This window comes from Lactobacillus sp. 23-2, from assembly GCF_044902225.1.
Lineage (GTDB): Bacteria > Bacillota > Bacilli > Lactobacillales > Lactobacillaceae > Lactobacillus > Lactobacillus absianus.
The window spans coordinates 1-19872 of the sequence record NZ_JAOQBX010000024.1; the positions used below are offsets into that span (position 1 = coordinate 1).

Sequence of the window (19872 nt, forward strand, 5' to 3'; positions counted from 1 at the left end):
GATAGGGCGCTGCCGCGCGAAGCAAGAGTCAGACGGAAGTCTGGCTCTTTTTTTGTTCCATTTTTGCCTTTGTTTTTTGTTTTTTCGATTGTTCTTACATGGACCTTTTCATGGAAGATGCAAGGAGGATTAGACCAATTTCCGCTTTATCTGGGAGAAAAAAGGTTAAGTTTTGTTAAAGAACACAAGAATTCCTTAAAATCAGTCGGGCCCAGCTGGTTATGAAAACATTGCTCAACATCATACAAAATTGGGCCAATTTATGAAAAGAATCTCGGACAAAATGCGTTGTCTTATGAAAAATCTTTCAAAAACGGCTGCTTTAAAAAAAGTAAAAGCAGAAAAGTTTGACATCCTCCAATCGGTCTGGTATGATTTTAATACAAATGTGTTTGGAGTAGTACTCAAGTGGCTGAAGAGGCGCCCTTGCTAAGGGTGTAGATCGGGAAACTGGTGCGAGAGTTCGAATCTCTCCTACTCCGTAGCCGCTAGGCAACTAGCACCGACCAGCATTGAATTTGGTAAAATAAGGAAACCTGTAAAGGTTTCCTTATTTTTTGTCGTTTTTTCATAGACTGATGATAATATTAACAAAAAGTTGAGAAAGATTTCACGAATGTACTTTACGAAAGCGCTTTTTATTGTATAATGAAAGCGTACCGAAGTTTTTGAGGAGGAAATATCATGGTAGGAATTGTTTTAGCTAGCCATGGCGGCTTCGCGGATGGGATTGCCCAATCCGCGGGCATGCTCTTTGGCCCACAAGACAATTTTGCCCATGTCATCTTAAAGCCTGAAGAAGGCCCAGATGACATCAAGGGTAAGATGAATGAAGCTATTGCTTCTTTTGACGACCAAGAACAAGTTTTGTTCTTGGTTGACCTGTGGGGTGGCACACCTTTCAACCAAGCTAATGGCTTGCTCGACGGTCACGACGGTTGGGCAATCGTAGCTGGCATGAACTTGCCAATGGTAGTTGAAGCATTGACGCAAAGAATGATGAACGCCAATGCGACTGCACAAGAAATTGCAACTGCTATTGTCAAGCCAGCTAAGGATGGGATTAAGACCAAGCCTGAAAGCTTGATGCCAAAGGAAGCTGCACCTGCAGCCGCAGCAGCTGCTGGTTCAGCGCCTAAGGGTGCGATCCCAGAAGGGACTGTTTTGGGTGACGGTCATATCAAGATCGTCGGCGCGAGAATTGACTCACGTTTGCTTCACGGTCAGGTTGCAACTGGTTGGATTCCATCATTGCACCCAGACCGGGTTATCGTTGTTTCAGACAGCGTTGCCAAGGACAACCTGCGCAAGAGCATGATTCGTGAAGCCGCGCCATCAGGCACGGTTGCGCACACCGTTCCTTTGAAGAAGATGGAACAAATCGTGAAGGACCCACGTTTCGGGAACACGCACGCTTTCCTGTTGTTTGAAAACCCAGAAGACGCCTTGAGAGCAATCAAGGGCGGGGTTGACATCAAGACCTTGAACGTTGGCTCAATGTCCTACAGCAAGGGCAAGGTTAACGCCAACACTGTTTTGTCAATGGACCAAAAGGACGTTGATACTTTCCGCGAATTGGAAAAGATGGGTATCAAGTTCGACGTCCGCAAGGTTCCTTCAGACAACCCAGAAAACATGGATTCAATTCTGAAGAAGGCACAAAGCCTGCTCGATGAACAAAAGAAGTAGTGGGAAAAGGAGTTAAAAATGGACTTAAATGCTATTCAAGTCATCCTGGTGATTGTGGTAGCTTTCCTGGCCGGGATGGAAGGTATCCTGGATGAATGGGAATTCCACCAACCATTGGTTGCATGTACTTTAATCGGTTTAGTTACTGGCAATCTTACCTTGGGTATTATGCTGGGTGGTTATTTGCAAATGATCGCTTTGGGTTGGGCTAACATCGGTGCCGCTGTCGCACCTGACGCCGCTTTGGCCGCTGTTGCCTCAGCCATCATTTTGATCAAGGGTGGTCAAGGTACCAAGGGTATCGGGACTGCCACTGGTTTGGCCATCACTTTGGCCGTTGCCGGTCTGTTCTTGACCATGTTGGTCCGGACTATTTCAACTGCCATCGTTCACATCATGGACAAGCACGCCGAAGAAGGCAACTGGCGCATGATCAACGTATGGCAATGGATCGCTGTCAGCCTGCAAGGTCTGCGGATTGCTATCCCAGCTGCCTTCCTGCTGGCCATCCCAACTTCAACTGTTAGAAGCGCCTTGGCTGCTATGCCAGCCTGGTTGTCAGATGGTATGACCATCGGTGGTGGTATGGTTGTTGCCGTAGGTTACGCGATGGTTATCAACATGATGGCCAGCCGTGAAGTATGGCCATTCTTCGCCATTGGTTTCGCTTTGGCCGGCGTTAAGGACTTGACTTTGATCGCCTTGGGTGCGATTGGTTTATCCCTGGCCCTGATGTACCTCGCTTTGGAAGACAAGGTAAGCAAGGGTTCTGGCGATGCTGCTGCAGCTGGTACTGGTGACCCGCTGGGCGACATCATTGATGACTATTAGAAATCAAGCCAGAAAGGAGAGATAAATCATGACTGAAAAGAAAGTAACTTTATCAAAGCGTGATCGTTGGGACGTTATGTGGCACTCACAATTTCTGCAAGGTTCATGGAACTACGAAAGAATGCAGAACGGTGGTTGGTGCTACAGTATGATCCCAGCTTTAAGAAAGCTGTACCCAAAGAAGGAAGACATGGCTGCTGCCTTGCAACGTCACTTGGTCTTCTTTAACACTCACCCTTACTTGGCTTCACCAATCATCGGTGTTACCCTGGCTTTGGAAGAAGACAAGGCTAATGGCGTTGAAGTTGACGACGAAGCTATCCAAGGTGTTAAGGTTGGTATGATGGGGCCTCTGGCCGGTGTCGGTGACCCAGTCTTCTGGTACACTGTTCGTCCTATCCTTGGTGCCCTTGGTGCCTCAATGGCTATCAACGGTAACATCCTTGGGCCAATCCTCTTCTTCGTTCTTTGGAACCTGATCCGTATCGCCTTCTTGTGGTACACTCAAGAATTGGGTTACAAGGCTGGTGCCGCAATCAGCGCCGACATTTCCGGTGGTTTGCTGAAGAAGGTTACCCGTGGGGCTGCCATGATGGGTATGTTCGTCCTGGGTGCCTTGATCGAACGTTGGGTAAGCATCAACTTCACTCTGAAGGTTTCAGAAGTGCCAATCCAAAAGGGTGGTTACATCGACTGGACCAAGCTGCCAAGCGGTGCTGCTGGTATCAAGGAAGCCTTGACCCAACAAGCTGCTGGCATGTCTTTGACCAACACTAAAGTTACTACTCTGCAAGACAACTTGAACATGCTGGTTCCTGGCTTGGCAGGTTTGCTGCTGACCTTCCTCTGCATGTGGCTCTTGAAGAAGAAAGTTTCTCCAATCGTTATCATCCTGGGGATCTTCGTTGTTGGTATCCTCTTCCACGTATGGGGCTGGATGTAAAATTAACAGATGGCTCAATCAATGAATAAAACTGTCGATCTGGCTGTCAGAGGAACTTGGTTCCGGGCCATATCTACTTATGGCAAAGTCATGATCGGCGATGAAGCATTTGAATTCTATAATGAGAAGAACGTTGAGGATTATATCCAAATCCCTTGGGATCAAGTGACTTATGTAGTTGCTGACGTTCACTTTAAGGGGAAATACATTCCGCGCTTTGCGATCCGGACGAAGAAAGATGGCGAGTTCATCTTTGCGACTAAGGATCCCAAACGGACGCTGCGGGCTATCCGTAAGTACGTTCCGGCCGACCACATGCGCAAGGCATTGGGCGTCGGTGAGACGATTGTTCGTTTCTTCTCACGTGGTAAAAAGAAATAGAATTAAAATAAGTTCGGAGTAATCCGAGCTTATTTTTTCTTTCTAGATTCCGATTTAGTCCAAGCAAGCTATCCCGTCTTGCTTGACCAGTGAGCCTGAGCTCATGGAGCTTATGAACAAGATGAGTATTCTGTTAAGTACACTCGCTGCTTAAGCAAAATGGCCTCTAAAAGATTAAAGCTGCACATAAAGAGTCTGGGAAAAACTCATGTCATTAAGTTAAGACATTGATTTTGGGCAAGGACTTAGGACGCTCATCTAATTTAGATGAGCGTTTTTTGGATTTGGGCAATCGAATGTGGAAAAAACGCGGCAGTTGATAGTGGACGAGGCTTCTTTGGAGATCCTTGCATGTACTGCCAGCTACTCCCCCGACATGGATTTAGTATTGGGTATGCTGGATGAATTGGAAACCAAACTACCGGCTTACGCCCATCCAGTTATCCATTCTGATCAAGGTATTCAGTATCAAAGTAAAACCTACCAAGCCCGCTTGAAGGATATGGGACAATGTCTAACTTTTCTATGGCACTTTACGCGATACGGGAGCTTTTTTGGTGGGGAGAGATTATTCAAAATGTTGTTTTTATTAAAAAGTGGATATATAATCTAACCAAAAAATAATCTATTTTAATTTGGAGGATATTATGGCTAAAAAAGAACTTAAATGTATGCTAATGGTGATAGTTTTCTTCGGCTTATTCGGTATATCAAAAAATGCTAAAGCAGCTACAGAGGATAGACCTATCAAAGTAATTGCAAAGTATTAGTCTAGTGAAGTCTCTGAAAAGACATTAGCTATTTTTAGGGAAATCGCTGCTACTGATAATACAGTGGATTTAATAATTAAAGATAATATTGTGACTATAGAAAGACTATATCCTGATGAAAGTATACGGACTGATGGAACTACAATAACTACACCTTTTACCGCATCATTTATCCAATTGCCCGCACAACCAAATGAAAAAATTATAAACTTTAAATCCTGGATAGATGAGATGGATGTTAGAAACGGTCAGACATCTGTTAAATCTGGATCTGTTTTTGTCGTAATGCCAACTAGTGGAGGGGGATATTCTGGTCAGTACGATGGTGAAAAAGTAAAAACTGGAGCACACGTACATTGTAATAGATTTAATGGGACCAAGAGCGATCATCGATATTGGAAGAAGAGCAATCCAAAAGCTTGGATTGATTTCTATCAGAGTGATTGTGACTACCACGCAGGCAAATATGGTTGTGCAGATTTTGGTAATATGTCAAAATGTGATGGGCTTGATAAACGAGGAAAAGGTGTGAAGGACTGTTCATCATGGTCAGGAAATCCTAAACATAAGAATTGGCCCAAAACTTGCTGGTATCGCAAATAAAAGTGTATGCAAAGAGAAAAGAGGGTGAGCACTATGCCGATTTCATCATTCGTGGGGATTCTCGTCCTGCTGGTTGCTGGAGTGACCATTGGCTTAGCTGTCTATGGCTGGGTCAGTCATAGACGGGGCTTAGCAGTTGAAGCCCTGCTTGCTGGGGCAATCTTTTTAGGCCTAGTCTATTGGGTTGGCAGCAACTTTATCGGCTCCATGTGAACCATATTTTGGTTTTTAGAGCATAAGAAAGCTCCCGTATCAATTGAAGTGCCCTACAATTGTTAGACATAGACATCTAACGATTGTGGGGTATTTTTATGACCAGATATTCATCTGAACTACAAATTGCTTCTGATTATCTTAATGGCAGAGGCTCATACAATGGATTAAGCAAAAAGTATAATATCACTCCATCTCTAATTCGTACGTGGGTGAAAACGGCTGAACTCAATGGCTTGGAAAGCTTAAAAGTTAAGCGAACCAAAAGAGAATATTCTGTTGACTTTAAGCTGGATGTGGTAAACTACTATCTAAAATCCGATGAAGGACGTAATCTGGTAGCTGCTAAATTCAATATTAGTCCGTCACAAGTGTATTCATGGACTAAGAAGGTCCAGCGAGGCGGTCCAGAGGCGCTCCTTCCTGTCAAGAAAGGTAAACCTGTTAAAATGCCCAAGAAGAGCGAGAAGTCTAAGAAAGCCAAGCGTAATAAGCAAACAGAAACTCTAACTGATAAGCAGAAATATGAGGCCATACTTCAGGAAAAAGATGCCAAAATCAAAGAATTAGAACTGGAGCTCATCATCGCCAAAAAAGTGGCCGCCCGGTATCCAATCAACAAAAGACACAAATAGCTTGTGATATCCGAGCAGACCACTCAGAATTTCAGTTAAAACAGCTGTTTAAAGCTCTTAATCTCAATCGTAAGACTTATTACGACAACCTTAAAAGAATCGCTAAGAAGGATAAGTACGCCGAAGTAAAAGAGTTTATCAAAGATATCTACTGCAACGAAGGCCAAGGCACGTATGGCTACCGTCCAATGTGGGCTGCTCTGCGCGACAAGGGCGTTAAATTTGCAATGGAAACAGTACGTAAACTGATGCGCAGTATATCGGGCTGAAGACCAAGCTATATCACAAGAGAACAGCGAAATACAGCTCCTACAAGGGTACTGTAGGCAAAGTAGCTGATAGCCTTCTTCAGCAGAACTTTGATGAAGAAAGGCCATAACGTAAAAAGGCTTCCAGAAGTTTTTCACTTCTAGAAGCCTTTTATATTTGTTAGAGTCTTTTTCCCAGACTTTTGTTTTCTGATTTTAGTCCTGCTTTTTCTTGCTAAAGGCCTTGCTTAAGCCGTAGAGCACGATAAAGGCTACGATTGCGGCGATCATTGGAACTCTGTAGGCTGGCAGGCAGATCAAAAGGATGATCATTGCAACGAAGAAGGCCAGCACCAAGTAATCCAAGTATGGGAAAAGCGGTAGCTGGAATTCATGCAACTGGTTGGCCGGGGTCTTCTTCCGGTAGACCAGGTGGGTGAGGGTCATGATGATCCAGATGATCAAGAACATGCTCGTCGCGATGGATGAAATGAAGCTGAAGGCTTCATCGCCCATGATGACAGTAATCAGTGGGGCGCAGGCAATGATTATGGCTGAGAAGACCAAGGCGTGCAGCGGCAGCTGTCTTCTGTTCAGCTGGCCGAAGAACTTGTTCCACTTGCCTTCCCCGTCAAGGCAGACTGAGAAGAGCAGGCGGCCGGCGCTGTAGATAAAGCTGTTAGTGGATGAGATGGCCGCGGTGATGACTACGAAGTTGATCAAGCCGCCGGCCCAGCGCAAGCCCACGCCGTTTAAGGCTTGGACGAATGGCGAGCTGGAAGTGGAAACCTTGTTCCAAGGCATGACGATCAGAATCCCCAGGATGGCCAAGACGTAGAACAGGATGATCCGGACTGGCAATTCGTTGATCGCGCTGCGGATGGTCTTGTGCGGGTCTTGGGCTTCAGCGGCCGTCAAGCCGATCAGCTCAACCCCGATGAAGGAGAAGATTACCATTTGGAAGGCCTGCAGGAAGCCGCTGGTTCCGTTGACGAAAAAGCCGTTGTCGTACAGGTTGGCCAGGCTGGCTTGCCCGTAATTGGTTGACCCGCCAGTCACCAGCATGTAAAAGGAAAAGATGACGAAGCCAACGATCATCAGGATCTTGATGATGGCAAAGGCAAATTCCAGATTGCCGAAGAAGCGGGCTGAAACCAAATTGATCAAGAGCAGGACCACGACGGTTGTGACGCCGGGGATCCAAGGATGCAGGCTGGGGAACCAGTACTTGAAGTACATGCCCAAGGCCGTGATTTCGGCCATGGCTAGGATCAGCCAGCTGAGCCAATAGAGGTAGCCGGTCACCTTGCCGATGTTCTTGCCTAAGTACTTCTCAATAAATTCGATATAGGTATGCTTGTGCAAGTCTGATAGAATCAGCTCGCCCAAGGCCCGCATCAGGATAAAGAGCAAGAGGCCGACGATGATGTAGTTAAACACCACAGACGGTCCGGTCTTCTGAATGCTGTTGCCAACCCCCAAGAAGAGGCCAGTTCCGATTGTCCCGCCGAGGGCAATCAACTGAATATGCGCGTTGGTTAGCGAGCGTTTGTAGCCCGTTTGTTCTTTTTTATCTTCCATAGTACCTCCTACAATATGTGAAATATTTTAACACAAGTCGGCTAAAAGTGAAAATCTGTAAAGTAAGATAGGAGAGATCTTTAACATTTTTAAAACTTTTTGACTTTTCAAAAAGGACTGGATTAATTAAGATGGAAATAGAGACAGAGTTTTGTAAAGGGGGAATCAAAATGTATGGCTTGATTAAGCAGCCAGCGGTCTTTCTGCTGGACGAGGATTTAAAGAGCCGGACGGATGAGCTGCTCTACGGGTGGGCAGTGAAGATCACGGCCAAGAAGGAAGACTGCTGGTACGTGACGACCCATTATGGCTACCAAGGCTACGTGGCTAAAAGCGCGGTCAAGTCGCTGACTTTGCCTGAGCTGCAGCAGCGGCAGACCAAGCTGATCACGCGGGCAGCGATTGACGTGCTGGACCAGCCCAAGGTTCAGGGCGAAATCCTGGCGACGCTTTACCGCGGCAGTCTGGTGACCTTGACGGGGAAAGAGGCGGATGGCTACCTGCAGGTCAGCCTGCTGGATGGGCAACTCGGCTGGCTGTCCCACACGGCGGTTGGCGAGCGCCAGGATGAGGATGACTACCTCTGGTCGACTGACAAGGACTTTTTCCTGCTTCAGGGGATGCCAGATGAGGACAGCTTCCGCAAGAGCGTAACCGAAACAGCCATGCAGTACCTGGGAACCCAGTACCGCTGGGCCGGGAAAAGCCCGGATGGGATTGACTGCTCCGGTCTGGTCTTTATGAGTTATATGATGAATGGGGTCTTGATTTACAGGGATGCCGAGATCGCGGACCGGTGGCCGATCCATGAGATCCAGTTTGAGGACCTGCTGCCAGGTGACTTGATCTTCTTCCCAGGTCACGTTGCCATGTATCTTGGGCACGGAAAGTATGTCAACTCTACTGGCTATTCGGAACATTTTGGCGTGGCTGTCAGCAGCTTGCGCAAGGAAGATCCTGACTACCGGGCTGACCTCTTTAAAATGATCGAAAAGTGCGGCAGCTTGTTCTAAAAATAAAGCAGCACAGAAGCAAAAGCGTCTTAAATCACCTGGCAAGTGATTCAAGACGCTTTTTACGTCAAAAAAGCAGAAACTTAAATTTCCTGGGAAATAATCGGGACTTTTCGTGTATTAGTAAGTAGAGGGAAAAAACAGCGAAGAAAGATCAAGATTATTCAATGGAGGACCAATGGCAGATAAGGAAAGCAATGCCGGCTTTAAGACGAAGCGGACGCATGGCACGAATGACGTGGCGGAGAAGATTCTGCTGAATCGCAATGAAGTTTTCGCGGATGTGGTCAACGGCTGTCTGTTTGACGGCCGGCGGGCAATCAAGGCGGGGATGCTGGAAAACGCACAGCCGGAGAGCGCCTTTACCGAAGATGGCAGCATTCACAGCGAATACCGGGACGTATCCAAATTTTTGAACCTGAATGGCAAGACCTTTCGGATTATGCTGATTGGAATTGAGAACCAATCGCATCCTGATAGGCGGATGGCTGCCCGGACCTTGTGCTATGATGCCGCCGGATATATTGAGCAATTTTCTCAAGGGGCCAGACTCTATCCAGTGGTCACAATCGTGCTATACTATGGCAAAGAAAAATGGAACTATCCTCAGAATCTATTAGGCGAACTGGATCTGAAGAATGTGCCTTGTGAAATCAAAGACCGGATCAATGACTATCAGATGCGAGCTTTTTTCGATATTGGCCACATGCCGATTGCCGAATTGCGCCGCCGCTTTAAGAGCGCCTTCTATTTCGTGGCTGAGTACTTTTCACAGATCAACCGTGGAGAAGAAGCTCATCCGAGCCAGAATAAGGTTACGATCAAAGATGCCCGGCTGGTGCTTAGGATGTTGAAAGCAATGTCTGGTGGAGATCCGGCGTTTGAAGAAGTAATTAATTCAATTGCTAAGAAGAATGAGAATGAGGTGGAAACGATGGGCTCAATTCTAACGCCATACTATCAGCATAAACTGGACAATGCGGTAAAGGTTGCGGTAAAGAAGAACTCACAGGAAGTTAAAGAGAAAGAGACGATTACCTATGCCAAGAACGTCATGAAGTCGTTGAATCTGCCGGCTGAAAAGGCGTTGGAGCTGCTTGGCGTCCCCGAAGTCGACCGTCCGAAATATCTGCAGCTTTTGCAAGCAGAAAAAGCGCATAAATAAGAAAAGGTGAAACTCGCTGTCAGTTTGCGGGTTTCACCTTTTTGCCTAGTGCAACTTTTCAGCGTTATTTTTGTGGCTCTAGAAAGCCTTTTTTCGTGCTTGAGAGTCAATATCTACTTTTCAAATCTTTTGGCTGGCCTCGAAAGCAGGAAAATAGCCAGGAGAGATAAGCTGCCTAGCGGCAAAAAAATAGTGAAGCTTCGATATTGAAGCTTCACTATTTTTCTTGGTCTTACTTTTCAAAGCCATTTGGATGCTTTTGGTGCCAGTTCCAAGCACTGGCAATGATGTCTTCGACGTTTTCGTGTTCTGGCTTCCAGCCAAGAACTTCCCGGGCCTTGGTTGAGTCAGCAACCAGGGAGTCAGGGTCACCGCCGCGGCGTGGACCCATCGTGTAAGGAATGTCCTTGCCGGTAACCTTGATGGCTGCCTTCAGGATTTCCAGGTTGGAGAAGCCGTTGGCCGTCCCCAGGTTGAAGACGTCGCTCTTGTTGGTTTCCATCAGGTGCTTGAGGGCCAGAACGTGCGCATCAATCAAGTCAACTACGTGCACGTAGTCACGGACGTTGGTGCCGTCCTTGGTGTTGTAGTCATCGCCAAAGATGGTAAATTTGCCGTCACCGGCCAAAGCGGCCTTCATGATGTTAGGAATCAAGTGGGTTTCTGGGTTGTGGTCTTCACCGATTTCCCCGTCCAGGGAGGCACCAGCTACGTTGAAGTAGCGCAGGGCAATGGACTTGATCCCGTTGGCCTTGTCAGCCCAGTGCATGATCTTTTCCATCATCATCTTGGTTTCGCCGTATGGGTTGATTGGGTTCAAAGGCGTTTCTTCAGTGATTGGCAAGGTCTTTGGAATCCCGTAGGTTGCGGCACTTGATGAGAAGACCAGGTACTTGACGCCAGTTTCTTCCATGGCCTGCAAAAGGCTGATCATGCCGGAAACATTGTTCTTGTAGTACTTCAGTGGCTTCTTGACGGATTCGCCGACCAAGGAGTAAGCAGCAAAGTGCATTACGGCTTCGATTTGTTCATCCTTCAAGATCTTGGCGACAGTTGGCGTGTCCAAGAGGTCAGCTTGATAAAACTTGGCCTTTGGGTCAATAGCTTGCTTGTGACCAGTAAAAAGTGAGTCCAAAACGACAACGTCGTTGCCATCGGCAACCAAACGTCTAACAGCGTGGGAGCCAATGTAGCCGGCGCCACCAACAACTAAAATCTTCATTAAATTCTCCTTTTATTGCAAAACCTATTCATTAGCTACAGTATAGCAGAAAATTGGGGCAAAATTCGCCTCCAGCACAAACTTTCTTTATAGGGCAATGGCCTTGTTGGCCTTAGGCAGCAGGCAGGCTGGAATAGCTTGGTGCAGGCGCCAGACAAAGGAAACCGGCCGCTCGCCCTGGCTGGAGACGTAATCGGCATTGCCTAAGAAAGTATAAGGAGCCGTGTATGAGCCCTGCTGCTTGAATTCTCTGACAAACAAGGAAATCTGATTGCCAGTTTCTCCTTGGTGGATATAGCGCTGGATCTTCGGGCTGGCCAGGCGGTCCTGGCTCTGGCTCTGCCAGTGGAAGAGGTGGGCGTTGATGGCGTAGTCTTCATACATGGTTGACGGGGAGAAGTCTTTTTCGCTCTTGTTCAGGTTGATCAGGAAGATATCCGTTTTTTTGTCCGCGAAATACTTGACCCCTTCCCGGAATTCCGGGGACTGGTCCTGGTTGAAGTAGTCAAAAGCCGCCATGATCTGGTTGATATTGTAGCGGCAGTGGACTTCCAAAGGACAGGTGAAGGGATACTCATTGTCCCGCGGCAGGAGCTTCAGCTGCTTTTGCCGGTAGCGGAGAACTTCCAGCAGCTCAGCTTTGACGAAATCTTCCTTTAAGAAGGCCGCGATTCCCTCATGCAGGTCCTTAAAGCCCATCTGGGCGGGCTTCTTCTTGTAGAAGCTGTAGTAGAGCATCCCCAGCATCAAGCGCTCATTCTCGCTGGCCGGCTCCTTTGGCATTTCCAGGTAATTCAGCCAGTAGTCCAGCAGCTTCTTGGAGTCAATATGGAAAAAGCTGCTGAACTTCTGGTAGACCTGGTTGTCCACGTCCCGGTCGTCCTTGATCAGCCCGGCCCACTTCTTCAAACGGAAGAGCGAGCGCGAGCCGCTGCTTTGGTAAAAGTCATACAGGCTCAAATCGTAGGCCTCCAGGAAGTTGGCCAGGGTCAGCTCTTCGCCCGTGTCCTGCGTAAAAGTCTGTACCCGCTGGGTCAAGCCCAGCTTGTTGGCGGCGTTTTGCTTCAAGTTGTCAAGGATGTAGCGCTTGGCTTCAGGCTCCAGCTCCAGGTAGCAGGCGGCTGGCAGGTGAGGGAAGTCATCGCTGATCTCCCGGCGCAGGGACCGGCCCGGGCCAGTCAAGGCCCGGAACTTGGCCTGGTAGCTGTAATGGCGGTTGGCCTGGCCGATAAAGTCCAGGACCGTCAGGCAGTCCTTGCCCGGGCTGAGCCGCAAGCCCCGGCCCAGCTGCTGGAGGAAGACTGTCGGGCTCTGGGTTGGCCGCAGGAAGAGGATGGTATTGACGCAGGGGATGTCCACCCCTTCGTTGTACAGGTCCACGACAAAAATAAACTTGAGCTTGCCCGCGGTCAGGTCGCTTTTGGCTTGGTGGCGGTCGATCTGGCTGCTTTGCCCGGACAGGGCCACGGACTTGATGCCGGCTTGGTTGAAGCGGTCGGCCATGAATTCGGCGTGCTTGACGCTGACGCAAAAGCCCAGTCCCTTGACCTCGCCCAGGTCATTGCAATAGCGCTGGACGTTCTTGAGGACCAGCTTGGCCCGGGCGTCGTCAGCGGTATAGACGTTTTCCAGCTCGCTGACCTCATACTGGCCCCGGCTCCACTTGAGCTTGGAGTAGTCGACGCTGTCGGTGACTCCAAAATACTGGAAGGGGCAGAGCAGCTGGCGGTCGATGGCCTCGCCCAGCAGCATTTCGGCGGCGACGCGCCCATCGAAGTACTGCAAAATGTCCTGCCCGTCCATCCGGTCCGGGGTGGCGGTCAGGCCTAGCAGGATCTTGGGCTGAAAGTGGCTGAGCAATTGCTGGTAGGACTTGGCGGCCGCGTGGTGGAACTCATCGACGATGATGAAGTCGTAGTAGTCGCTTGGCAAAAGGTCGGCCATTTTGCCGGAGTTGAAGGACTGGATTGAGGTAAAGAGCTGGTCGACAGAGTCAGGCTTGTACTGGCCGACGAAGAGCTGGCCAAAATTGAAGTCGTTGAGGACCTCGCGGAACTGCTGCCGGCTCTGTTCCAGGATTTCCTGCCGGTGGGCAACGAAGAGGAGGCGGGCTTCGGGATGCTTTTCCAAATAGCGTTTGAAGTCAAAGGCCGCGATGACGGTCTTTCCCACCCCAGTGGCGGCCACGAGCAGATTCTTATAATGGCCATAGACTTCCCGTTCAGCCTGCAGCTGGTCCAGGATCTGCTGCTGGTAGCTGTAGGGACGGATGCTGCTTTCCAGGTGGAAATTAGTTGGGACGTGCTTGTCCAGTTCCGCGTGCAATTTCTGCCGGCATCTTTCATCTTCGGGGTCAAAAGTTTCAAAAGTGGGGTCGTTCCAGTAGCTTTCAAAAGAAACGGCGAACTTGTTGACGATGTCAAAGGACTCCTGCTCAGTCACCTTGACGTTCCATTCAAGACCCGTAGTCAGGGCAGCATTGGAGAGGTTGGAAGAGCCGATATAAGCCGTAGAAAAGCCGGTTTCCCGCTTAAACAGGTAGGACTTGGCGTGCAGGCGGGCGTGCTGGGTCTCGTAGTTGATCTTGACCGTCGTATTGGGCAGCTGGCTGAGAATCAGGATCGCCTTGTAGTCGGTGGCCTGGGTATAGGTCGTGGCGATCACCCGCAAGCGGTGGTCTTTATTAGCGCAAAAAGTCCGCAGGTCGCCCAACAGCGGCCGGATCGCGGTCCATTTGATAAAAGAAACCAGGAGGTCGACCTGGTCGGAAGAGGCAATCTCCTTTTTGAGCTCGCTGAGCATGCTGGGCTCGTTCTTGCTCCCGGTAAAGAGGGCATTCTCCACTAAAGAGGTCTTTGGCCGGACCGGGCTGATCTTTTGGGCCTGGGTCATCTTATGGTAGATCGCGGTCAGGACCTCGCCTTTTTCCAGGATCTGCAGGTCCTGGTAGTCAGCCTCCTTGGTATGCTGGGCAACCTGGTCAACGACCGAATTGGCCAGGCGGATCTGGGCCAAGAGGGCTTCCTTGTCCTGACCGGACTTGAAGCTGTCGCGCAGATAGTGCAGGCCTGACCGGATGACCTGGGACAGGTAGATGGTCAAGAGCTTGCGGGCGTCGTCAGCGTCCAGCTTTTCCAGACTGATCTGGTAGTGGTCTTGGTCCAGCCGCGCCAGTTGGTTCAGGATTTCTTGGTTGATGATTTGTTCATAGAGGCCGTCTTTCAGCATGCTTTCCCTGCTTTCTGAAGTATTTTGCCTTAATTGTATCAGGTTCAGGGGCAAAAAATAAATTTGACTTTTTGTTACCATTTTCACAAAAAAGCCTATAATCTAGATGTAACAGGATGAGATTTTTACTAAGGAGAAAATGGAAAAATGAAGAAAATACGGGATCGCTTGTCTCATATGTATCCGCCCAAGATATATTGGACGATCGTAGTTTGTCTGACTGGATCGTTGCCAGTGATTCTGTTGCTCTCGCATCTTGGCTATGCAAATGCAGCGGCTTGGATCACATGTTTTGCGGGGATGTTCCTGTCTGACATTTTGCTGATGACTTTTAGCAAGCATGGCCTCAATTTCATCGCGGCTGCCGTCTTGGCTTTGGCAATTGCCATTATTGTCATGGCCCTGCTGACCTTCTACATCATGGCATCCAACAATATAATATATAGCAAAGCAAAAGGAGCTGGCTTCTGATTAAGAAGCAGCTCCTTAATTATTTAGTCGAATTGACCCAGTGAAAGCCGGCCGCGATCAGCCAGATGGCGCCGCCCAAGAGCAGGATGCTCCAGCTGCTGGTCCAGCGGCCGCTAGCGATGCTGACCAAGAAGTAGACCGCGATGACGATGGTCCAGTAGATGCTGTTGATCTTGCCCAAGCGCTTAGGATCAGCCGCCTTTTTCTTTGGCTGGTCCTGCTCTTCGTCGGCTTCAATGGTCTGCCCTTCCTGCTTGTCGTCTTTGAGCAGGAAGTCAGGCGAAACGCCGTACAGGTCGGCCAGCTTGGCAATATAGGAAATATCAGGCACGCTTTCGCCGTTTTCCCAGCCGACCACTTCAAAGCTGCTGGCACCGATTTTGTCGGCTAATTCTTTTTGGCTTAAGCCATGTTTCTTGCGCAGGTCGCGCAGCTTGTCCGGAAGCCTCATGATTTTCCCTCCCTTTAACCATTTCTCTTCTTCAATTATAGTTCTAAACATTAAATAGCGCCTTTTTTTAGCAAAAAAACTCCATGGACCAACAGATCCATGGAGCAAGGCTATCTGAGCAAAAGCTGTTAAGATTCAGAAATTAAGTTTAGTCTTCAACCGCGTCAGTCAGCTTGGCGAATTCGCGCTGAACCAGGACGGAAACGCCCAAGGCCAGACCAGCCAAGATGATAAAGGCGGCTAAAGTAACGTAGTAGCTCTTCAGGACTTCGTGAGTGAAGGAGAGCAGAAGTGGCCCAACCATGCCGGCAGCAGCCCAGGCAGTCAGGATTGACCCGTGGATGGCACCCAGTTCCTTGGTCCCGAAGACGTCGCCCAGGTAGGCCGGGATAACTGAGAAGCCAGCCCCGTAGCAGGACATCAGCAGGCTGAGGGCAGCCGCGAAGATGAATGGTGAGTGGGTGAAGATCAAGATCACGAACATGGCCATGTCAACGACAAAGATCAGGCTGTAGGTCAGTGGCCGGCCAATGTAGTCGGACAGAGTAGCCCAGACCAGACGGCCAAAGCCGTTGAAGAGGCCGATGATGCCGACCATGACGGCCGCGGTAGAAACGCTCATTCCAGTCAGTTCCTGAGCCATTGGTGAAGCGGCAGAAACCAGGGAGATCCCGCAGGTGATGCTGATGAAGAACATGAACCAGAGCAAGTAGAAGGTCTTGGTCTTCAAAGCTTGGTTGGCCGTCATCTGCAGACCGCCAGTCAAGGAAACGGCTTCCTTGTCTTCCTTCTTGAACTGTGCCAGGTCACTGGCAGTTGGCCGCTTGATGAACTGGGCAGAAACGATCATGACCAGGAAGTAGGCCAGCCCCAAGATGTAGAAGGTGTTGGACAGGCCAACGCTGGACATCAGGGATTGGGCGATTGGGCTGGTCAAAAGGGCGGCAAAGCCGAAGCCCATGATGGCCAGGCCAGTTGCCAGGCCGCGCCGGTCTGGGAACCACTTGATGATGGTTGAGATCGGAGTAACGTAGCCGGCACCCAGGCCCAAGCCAGCGATAACGCCGTATGACAGGTACAAGAGCCAGAGCTGTTGGCTGTGAACGGCCACGCCAGTCAAGGCGATCCCGCTCCCGTAAAGAATCGCGGAAACGGTCCCGGTCAGGGTTGGACCGAACTTTTCAACCAAGCGGCCCATAAAGGCCGCGGACATCCCTAGGAAGAAGATGGCCAAACTAAATGCAAAAGCAACTGATGATTCGCTCCAGCCGGTCTGTGCCGCGATCGGCTTCGTGTAGACGCTCCAAGCGTATACTGAGCCGATCATCAGATGCAGCATGACCCCCGCCAAAGCAACAATGTAACGATTAGTCTTCATTGTTAAGATATTCTCCTTAAAATTCTTTGGACTTTTAGACAAAACACGAACAATATTCTTAAATAGGGTCAATATCATTCGATGCGTTAAGGATACCATGCTTGCCAGCAGCTAACAAGGGTGAATTTTCAAGATATTGTGATGTAATCGCTACCTATACTACTAAATCTAGGGGACTTTTTTTAATAAGGTTCTGCCTTTGGCCAGCAAACTCGTTACCGCTAACATGATAATAAAATTGAAAGCGCTTTGCGAAAAAGGAGTAAGATAGAAGCAGTGATAAGCAGCCCAAGCGGGCAAGGAGGAAAAAATGGCTAAAGATACCAAGATCGACTTGCGAAACAAGACTATTTACAGCATTTTCGTGCGCGACTATTCAGCAGAAGGCAATTTTGAAGGCGTCCGGCGGGACTTGGACCGGATCAAGGCCTTAGGGACGGACATCATCTGGCTGCTGCCAATCCAGCCGTCAGGCAAGGAAAAGCGCAAAGGCAGCTTAGGGTCGCCATACGCGATCGCCGACTACCGGGCCATCAATCCAGAGTATGGGACCATGGAAGACTTCAAGCGCTTGTGCCAGGACGTGCATGCCAAGGGGATGAAGATCATCATCGACTGCGTCTACAACCACACCTCGCCTGACTCGGTCTTGGCCAAGGAGCATCCGGACTGGTTCTACCACAAGCAAGACGGGAGCTTTGGCAACCGGGTCGGGGACTGGAGCGACGTCATCGACCTGGACTACAGTCACAAGGACTTATGGAAGTACCAGGCGGAGACTTTGGCCATGTGGGCCAAGTACGTGGACGGCTTCCGTTGCGACGTGGCGCCGATGGTGCCGGTCGACTTTTGGAAGTATGCCAGAGCAGAAGTGGCCAAGGTGCGGCCAGGTGCAATCTGGCTGGCGGAATCCGGCGACCCGGGCTTCATCCGCTTCTTGAGAAGCCAGGGGGCAGTTGGCGGGTCAGATTCAGAGCTCTACCAAGCCTTCGACCTGACTTATGACTATGACATCTACGCGGACCTGCGGGCAGCGCTTTTGGGGCAAAAGGACCTGAGCGACTACCTGGCTGGCCTTAATCGGCAAGAAGGAATCTACCCAGAGAACTACGTCAAGGCCCACTTCCTGGAGAACCACGACGTATTGCGGGCGCATGGGATGATTGCTGATCCTGCGGCTTTGCGGGCGATGACGGCTTTTGTCTACTTTATGAAGGGAGCCATGCTGATCTACAACGGAGAGGAAAAGGGGGATGCCCACCATGTGACCCTGTTTGACAAGGATCCGGTTGACTGGACCAGCGGCCCTGACTTGACGGCGTTGATGCAGCGGATGCATGCGATCAAGCAGCTGCCGATCATGGCCAAGGGCGGCTATGAGGCCAAAGAAGTCCGTGCCGGCGTCTTGGAAGCCGTCCACAGCTTAGGTGAAGAAAAGCTGCTGGGGATTTTCAATACGACGGGCAAGAAGCAGGCGATTGCCACCGAATTGCCAGAAGGCATCTACAAGAACTTGTACGATGGCAGTGAAGTGCAGGTCTATTCTGGGATCATGCGGGTTGGTGAAATTACGATCCTGCAGAAATAATTTAGCCGAAAAACGAGGGAGAGACGCAAGATTTATAAAAATTGGCGAAAACTTTTTGACAAAAGCTGATAGTTTGCTACAATAAAAGAGTTGAAATGCCAATTTAGCTCAGTTGGTAGAGCATCTCCCTCGTAAAGAGAAGGTCGTTGGTTCGATTCCAATAATTGGCACTAAGAGTATTAAACAACTGTAAAAAAGTCTATTATCTAAGGCTAATCAAGCCCGTGGTGATAGGCTTTTTTACTGTTTTGAACAACTTTGAGACGGTTTGAAATACTTTGATATGAAAAGATATTGACACACGATCAGCACACTGGGGTAAACTCAAAGGCAAAAATTGTGCTGAATTTCGGAACAAAGTACCTTACAAACCTTGATAAATTAGCATTTCTATAGGCTAAAACTGTGTGCTTGTGTGTGCTGAAGTCTTTAAATAGAGTCAATTATATATTTGTGAGTTTGGACTTACAAAGTACGATAAAATAGATATTATGAAGACTGCTTTTTAGGGGCAGATCATGATTCAGAAAGGACAGATATGGGAACGAAACTGATCGATTTAGACTCATATCCAGTAGAGATCGCTTTAAACATTCTGCTAAAAGACAAGACGACTAAAAAGAATATAATTTTTGCCACTGACATCTACAATATGTATCCGATAGACGCCAAGACCAGGGTTACCGAGAAAACATTGAAGATCATCTCGCTCCAGCCTCGGGTTGAAAAGAGCGTTGAGGAGAAAGCGGAACGGACAAAAACAAAGGCGGAAGTATTTACCCCCAGCTGGATTGTTAACCAGATGAACAATTTTTGTGATGAAGATTGGTTTGGACGTAAAGCAGTCTTTAACGTTGAAAATGAGGACCATAGCTGGACTACTAACGAAGAGAAAATTCAATTTTCCGAAGGACAGAGCTGGCAGGACTACATTAGATTACGAAGACTAGAAATAACCTGTGGTGAGGCTCCTTTCGTTGTAAGCAGATATGATCCGGCAACGGGTGAAGAAATTCCAATTAAGGAAAGAGTTGGATTTCTGGATAGAAAATTAAGAGTTGTATCGGAAAACACAGAAACTGAAGAAGAATGGATTAAATGGAGCACTAAGGCGCTACAAGCCTCTTACGGTTATGAATATCAAGGGGATAATCTGGTCATTGCCAGAATCAACGTGTTAGACAGCTTGTGTGAGTATAGAGACCAGAGATTTGGCGGTAAGACAAGTGAAAAGCAGATCTGCGAATGGGCAAATATCATTGCTTGGAATTTTTGGCAGATGGATGGCTTTACTGGCTGTGTTCCATTCGGAAAAATTAGAGAGCCAGAGCAATTAGGACTTGGTTTATATGGTGAAGATACGGGGATAGAAGAAGATGACCAACCCGATGAGGAATGTAAGATCAGAGATTGGCGAAGTGATAAAGCCATAAAGTACAATTCGATGAAAGAAGGAATGTAA

At 48.7% G+C, this 19872-nt stretch carries 20 protein-coding genes, 2 tRNA genes and 1 pseudogene; 18 read left to right on the forward strand and 5 right to left on the reverse strand.

The genetic code is table 11. The annotated features are described in order from the left end of the window. The 12 genes and pseudogenes from OCH80_RS08060 to OCH80_RS08115 all read left to right on the forward strand — a co-directional run. Nucleotides 1-225: hypothetical protein (locus tag OCH80_RS08060; RefSeq protein ID WP_404539758.1), on the forward strand; the 225-nt coding region annotated here is incomplete at its 5' end. A gap of 169 nt (nt 226-394) precedes the next feature. Next, a tRNA-Ser gene (locus tag OCH80_RS08065) sits at nt 395-482 on the forward strand. Between the two features lie 202 nt (nt 483-684). Then, a complete protein-coding gene (locus OCH80_RS08070; protein WP_404539761.1) occupies nt 685-1689 on the forward strand; it encodes a PTS sugar transporter subunit IIB in 1005 nt (334 codons plus the stop codon). Between the two features lie 18 nt (nt 1690-1707). Next, nucleotides 1708-2520, forward strand: a complete 813-nt coding sequence (locus tag OCH80_RS08075) for a PTS mannose/fructose/sorbose transporter subunit IIC (RefSeq protein WP_404539764.1) — start codon at nt 1708-1710, stop codon at nt 2518-2520. Between the two features lie 28 nt (nt 2521-2548). After that, a complete protein-coding gene (locus tag OCH80_RS08080; protein ID WP_404539767.1) occupies nt 2549-3463 on the forward strand; it encodes a PTS system mannose/fructose/sorbose family transporter subunit IID in 915 nt (304 codons plus the stop codon). 9 nt (nt 3464-3472) lie between these two features. Further along, a complete protein-coding gene (locus tag OCH80_RS08085; protein WP_302188463.1) occupies nt 3473-3844 on the forward strand; it encodes a DUF956 family protein in 372 nt (123 codons plus the stop codon). Between the two features lie 319 nt (nt 3845-4163). Beyond that, nucleotides 4164-4349, forward strand: a pseudogene (locus OCH80_RS08090) (IS3 family transposase); the annotation flags it as partial. A gap of 142 nt (nt 4350-4491) precedes the next feature. Beyond that, nucleotides 4492-4614 (forward strand): hypothetical protein, encoded by a 123-nt coding sequence (locus OCH80_RS08095; RefSeq protein ID WP_404539770.1) that lies wholly within the window; start codon nt 4492-4494, stop codon nt 4612-4614. A 63-nt stretch (nt 4615-4677) separates the two neighbouring features. After that, nucleotides 4678-5217 carry a hypothetical protein gene (locus tag OCH80_RS08100; protein WP_404539772.1) on the forward strand — a complete coding sequence of 180 codons (540 nt, stop codon included), beginning with the start codon at nt 4678-4680 and terminating at the stop codon, nt 5215-5217. A gap of 33 nt (nt 5218-5250) precedes the next feature. Then, nucleotides 5251-5430 (forward strand): hypothetical protein, encoded by a 180-nt coding sequence (locus OCH80_RS08105; RefSeq protein ID WP_206989419.1) that lies wholly within the window; start codon nt 5251-5253, stop codon nt 5428-5430. 98 nt (nt 5431-5528) lie between these two features. Next, nucleotides 5529-6065: a transposase gene (locus OCH80_RS08110; protein WP_404539776.1), complete on the forward strand. Its 537-nt coding sequence runs from the start codon at nt 5529-5531 to the stop codon at nt 6063-6065. A 98-nt stretch (nt 6066-6163) separates the two neighbouring features. Then, entirely contained in the window at nt 6164-6334 is a 171-nt protein-coding gene (locus OCH80_RS08115) for an IS3 family transposase (RefSeq protein WP_404539820.1), read from the forward strand. Nucleotides 6335-6529: 195 nt separating this feature from the next. Here the strand turns inward: OCH80_RS08115 and OCH80_RS08120 are convergent, their stop codons facing one another. Continuing rightward, nucleotides 6530-7894 (reverse strand): amino acid permease, encoded by a 1365-nt coding sequence (locus tag OCH80_RS08120; RefSeq protein WP_404539779.1) that lies wholly within the window; start codon nt 7892-7894, stop codon nt 6530-6532. Nucleotides 7895-8064: 170 nt separating this feature from the next. On the opposite strand from OCH80_RS08120, the gene OCH80_RS08125 reads away from it, so the two are divergent. Then, on the forward strand, nt 8065-8907 hold the full coding sequence (locus OCH80_RS08125; RefSeq protein WP_404539782.1) for a C40 family peptidase: 843 nt from the start codon (nt 8065-8067) through the stop codon (nt 8905-8907). Between the two features lie 178 nt (nt 8908-9085). Next, nucleotides 9086-10072 carry an Rpn family recombination-promoting nuclease/putative transposase gene (locus OCH80_RS08130; protein ID WP_404539784.1) on the forward strand — a complete coding sequence of 329 codons (987 nt, stop codon included), beginning with the start codon at nt 9086-9088 and terminating at the stop codon, nt 10070-10072. Between the two features lie 232 nt (nt 10073-10304). Here the strand turns inward: OCH80_RS08130 and galE are convergent, their stop codons facing one another. Next, nucleotides 10305-11294 (reverse strand): UDP-glucose 4-epimerase GalE, encoded by a 990-nt coding sequence (gene galE / locus OCH80_RS08135; protein ID WP_404539786.1) that lies wholly within the window; start codon nt 11292-11294, stop codon nt 10305-10307. Nucleotides 11295-11381: 87 nt separating this feature from the next. Beyond that, nucleotides 11382-14522 carry a DUF3427 domain-containing protein gene (locus tag OCH80_RS08140; protein ID WP_404539788.1) on the reverse strand — a complete coding sequence of 1047 codons (3141 nt, stop codon included), beginning with the start codon at nt 14520-14522 and terminating at the stop codon, nt 11382-11384. Nucleotides 14523-14669: 147 nt separating this feature from the next. Between OCH80_RS08140 and OCH80_RS08145 the strand changes: the two genes are divergently transcribed. Beyond that, nucleotides 14670-14993, forward strand: a complete 324-nt coding sequence (locus tag OCH80_RS08145; protein ID WP_404539791.1) for a hypothetical protein — start codon at nt 14670-14672, stop codon at nt 14991-14993. 19 nt (nt 14994-15012) lie between these two features. Here the strand turns inward: OCH80_RS08145 and OCH80_RS08150 are convergent, their stop codons facing one another. Then, nucleotides 15013-15444, reverse strand: coding sequence for a helix-turn-helix domain-containing protein (locus tag OCH80_RS08150; RefSeq protein ID WP_404539793.1), 432 nt, complete (start codon nt 15442-15444; stop codon nt 15013-15015). A 148-nt stretch (nt 15445-15592) separates the two neighbouring features. Then, the gene (locus OCH80_RS08155) at nt 15593-16822 is read right to left on the reverse strand and encodes an OFA family MFS transporter (RefSeq protein ID WP_404539796.1); all 1230 of its coding nucleotides are present in this window, start codon (nt 16820-16822) and stop codon (nt 15593-15595) included. A 310-nt stretch (nt 16823-17132) separates the two neighbouring features. Here OCH80_RS08155 and OCH80_RS08160 point away from each other — a divergent pair, with 310 nt between their 5' ends. The 3 genes from OCH80_RS08160 (at nt 17133) to OCH80_RS08170 (ending at nt 19872) form a co-directional block, all read left to right on the forward strand. After that, entirely contained in the window at nt 17133-18410 is a 1278-nt protein-coding gene (locus OCH80_RS08160; RefSeq protein WP_404539799.1) for an alpha-amylase family glycosyl hydrolase, read from the forward strand. Between the two features lie 97 nt (nt 18411-18507). Next, a tRNA-Thr gene (locus OCH80_RS08165) sits at nt 18508-18580 on the forward strand. A gap of 368 nt (nt 18581-18948) precedes the next feature. Continuing rightward, nucleotides 18949-19872: a restriction endonuclease subunit M gene (locus OCH80_RS08170; protein WP_404539801.1), complete on the forward strand. Its 924-nt coding sequence runs from the start codon at nt 18949-18951 to the stop codon at nt 19870-19872.

Excerpts from the sequence above, each read along its gene's own strand:
- OCH80_RS08070 (WP_404539761.1), top strand. The coding sequence starts at position 685 with ATGGTAGGAATTGTTTTAGCTAGCCATGGCGGCTTCGCGGATGGGATT.
- OCH80_RS08075 (WP_404539764.1), top strand. The coding sequence starts at position 1,708 with ATGGACTTAAATGCTATTCAAGTCATCCTGGTGATTGTGGTAGCTTTC.
- OCH80_RS08080 (WP_404539767.1), top strand. The coding sequence starts at position 2,549 with ATGACTGAAAAGAAAGTAACTTTATCAAAGCGTGATCGTTGGGACGTT.
- OCH80_RS08085 (WP_302188463.1), top strand. The coding sequence starts at position 3,473 with ATGGCTCAATCAATGAATAAAACTGTCGATCTGGCTGTCAGAGGAACT.
- OCH80_RS08095 (WP_404539770.1), top strand. The coding sequence starts at position 4,492 with ATGGCTAAAAAAGAACTTAAATGTATGCTAATGGTGATAGTTTTCTTC.
- OCH80_RS08105 (WP_206989419.1), top strand. The coding sequence starts at position 5,251 with ATGCCGATTTCATCATTCGTGGGGATTCTCGTCCTGCTGGTTGCTGGA.
- OCH80_RS08110 (WP_404539776.1), top strand. The coding sequence starts at position 5,529 with ATGACCAGATATTCATCTGAACTACAAATTGCTTCTGATTATCTTAAT.
- OCH80_RS08120 (WP_404539779.1), bottom strand. The coding sequence starts at position 7,894 with ATGGAAGATAAAAAAGAACAAACGGGCTACAAACGCTCGCTAACCAAC.
- OCH80_RS08125 (WP_404539782.1), top strand. The coding sequence starts at position 8,065 with ATGTATGGCTTGATTAAGCAGCCAGCGGTCTTTCTGCTGGACGAGGAT.
- OCH80_RS08130 (WP_404539784.1), top strand. The coding sequence starts at position 9,086 with ATGGCAGATAAGGAAAGCAATGCCGGCTTTAAGACGAAGCGGACGCAT.
- galE (WP_404539786.1), bottom strand. The coding sequence starts at position 11,294 with ATGAAGATTTTAGTTGTTGGTGGCGCCGGCTACATTGGCTCCCACGCT.
- OCH80_RS08140 (WP_404539788.1), bottom strand. The coding sequence starts at position 14,522 with ATGCTGAAAGACGGCCTCTATGAACAAATCATCAACCAAGAAATCCTG.
- OCH80_RS08145 (WP_404539791.1), top strand. The coding sequence starts at position 14,670 with ATGAAGAAAATACGGGATCGCTTGTCTCATATGTATCCGCCCAAGATA.
- OCH80_RS08150 (WP_404539793.1), bottom strand. The coding sequence starts at position 15,444 with ATGAGGCTTCCGGACAAGCTGCGCGACCTGCGCAAGAAACATGGCTTA.
- OCH80_RS08155 (WP_404539796.1), bottom strand. The coding sequence starts at position 16,822 with ATGAAGACTAATCGTTACATTGTTGCTTTGGCGGGGGTCATGCTGCAT.
- OCH80_RS08160 (WP_404539799.1), top strand. The coding sequence starts at position 17,133 with ATGGCTAAAGATACCAAGATCGACTTGCGAAACAAGACTATTTACAGC.
- OCH80_RS08170 (WP_404539801.1), top strand. The coding sequence starts at position 18,949 with ATGGGAACGAAACTGATCGATTTAGACTCATATCCAGTAGAGATCGCT.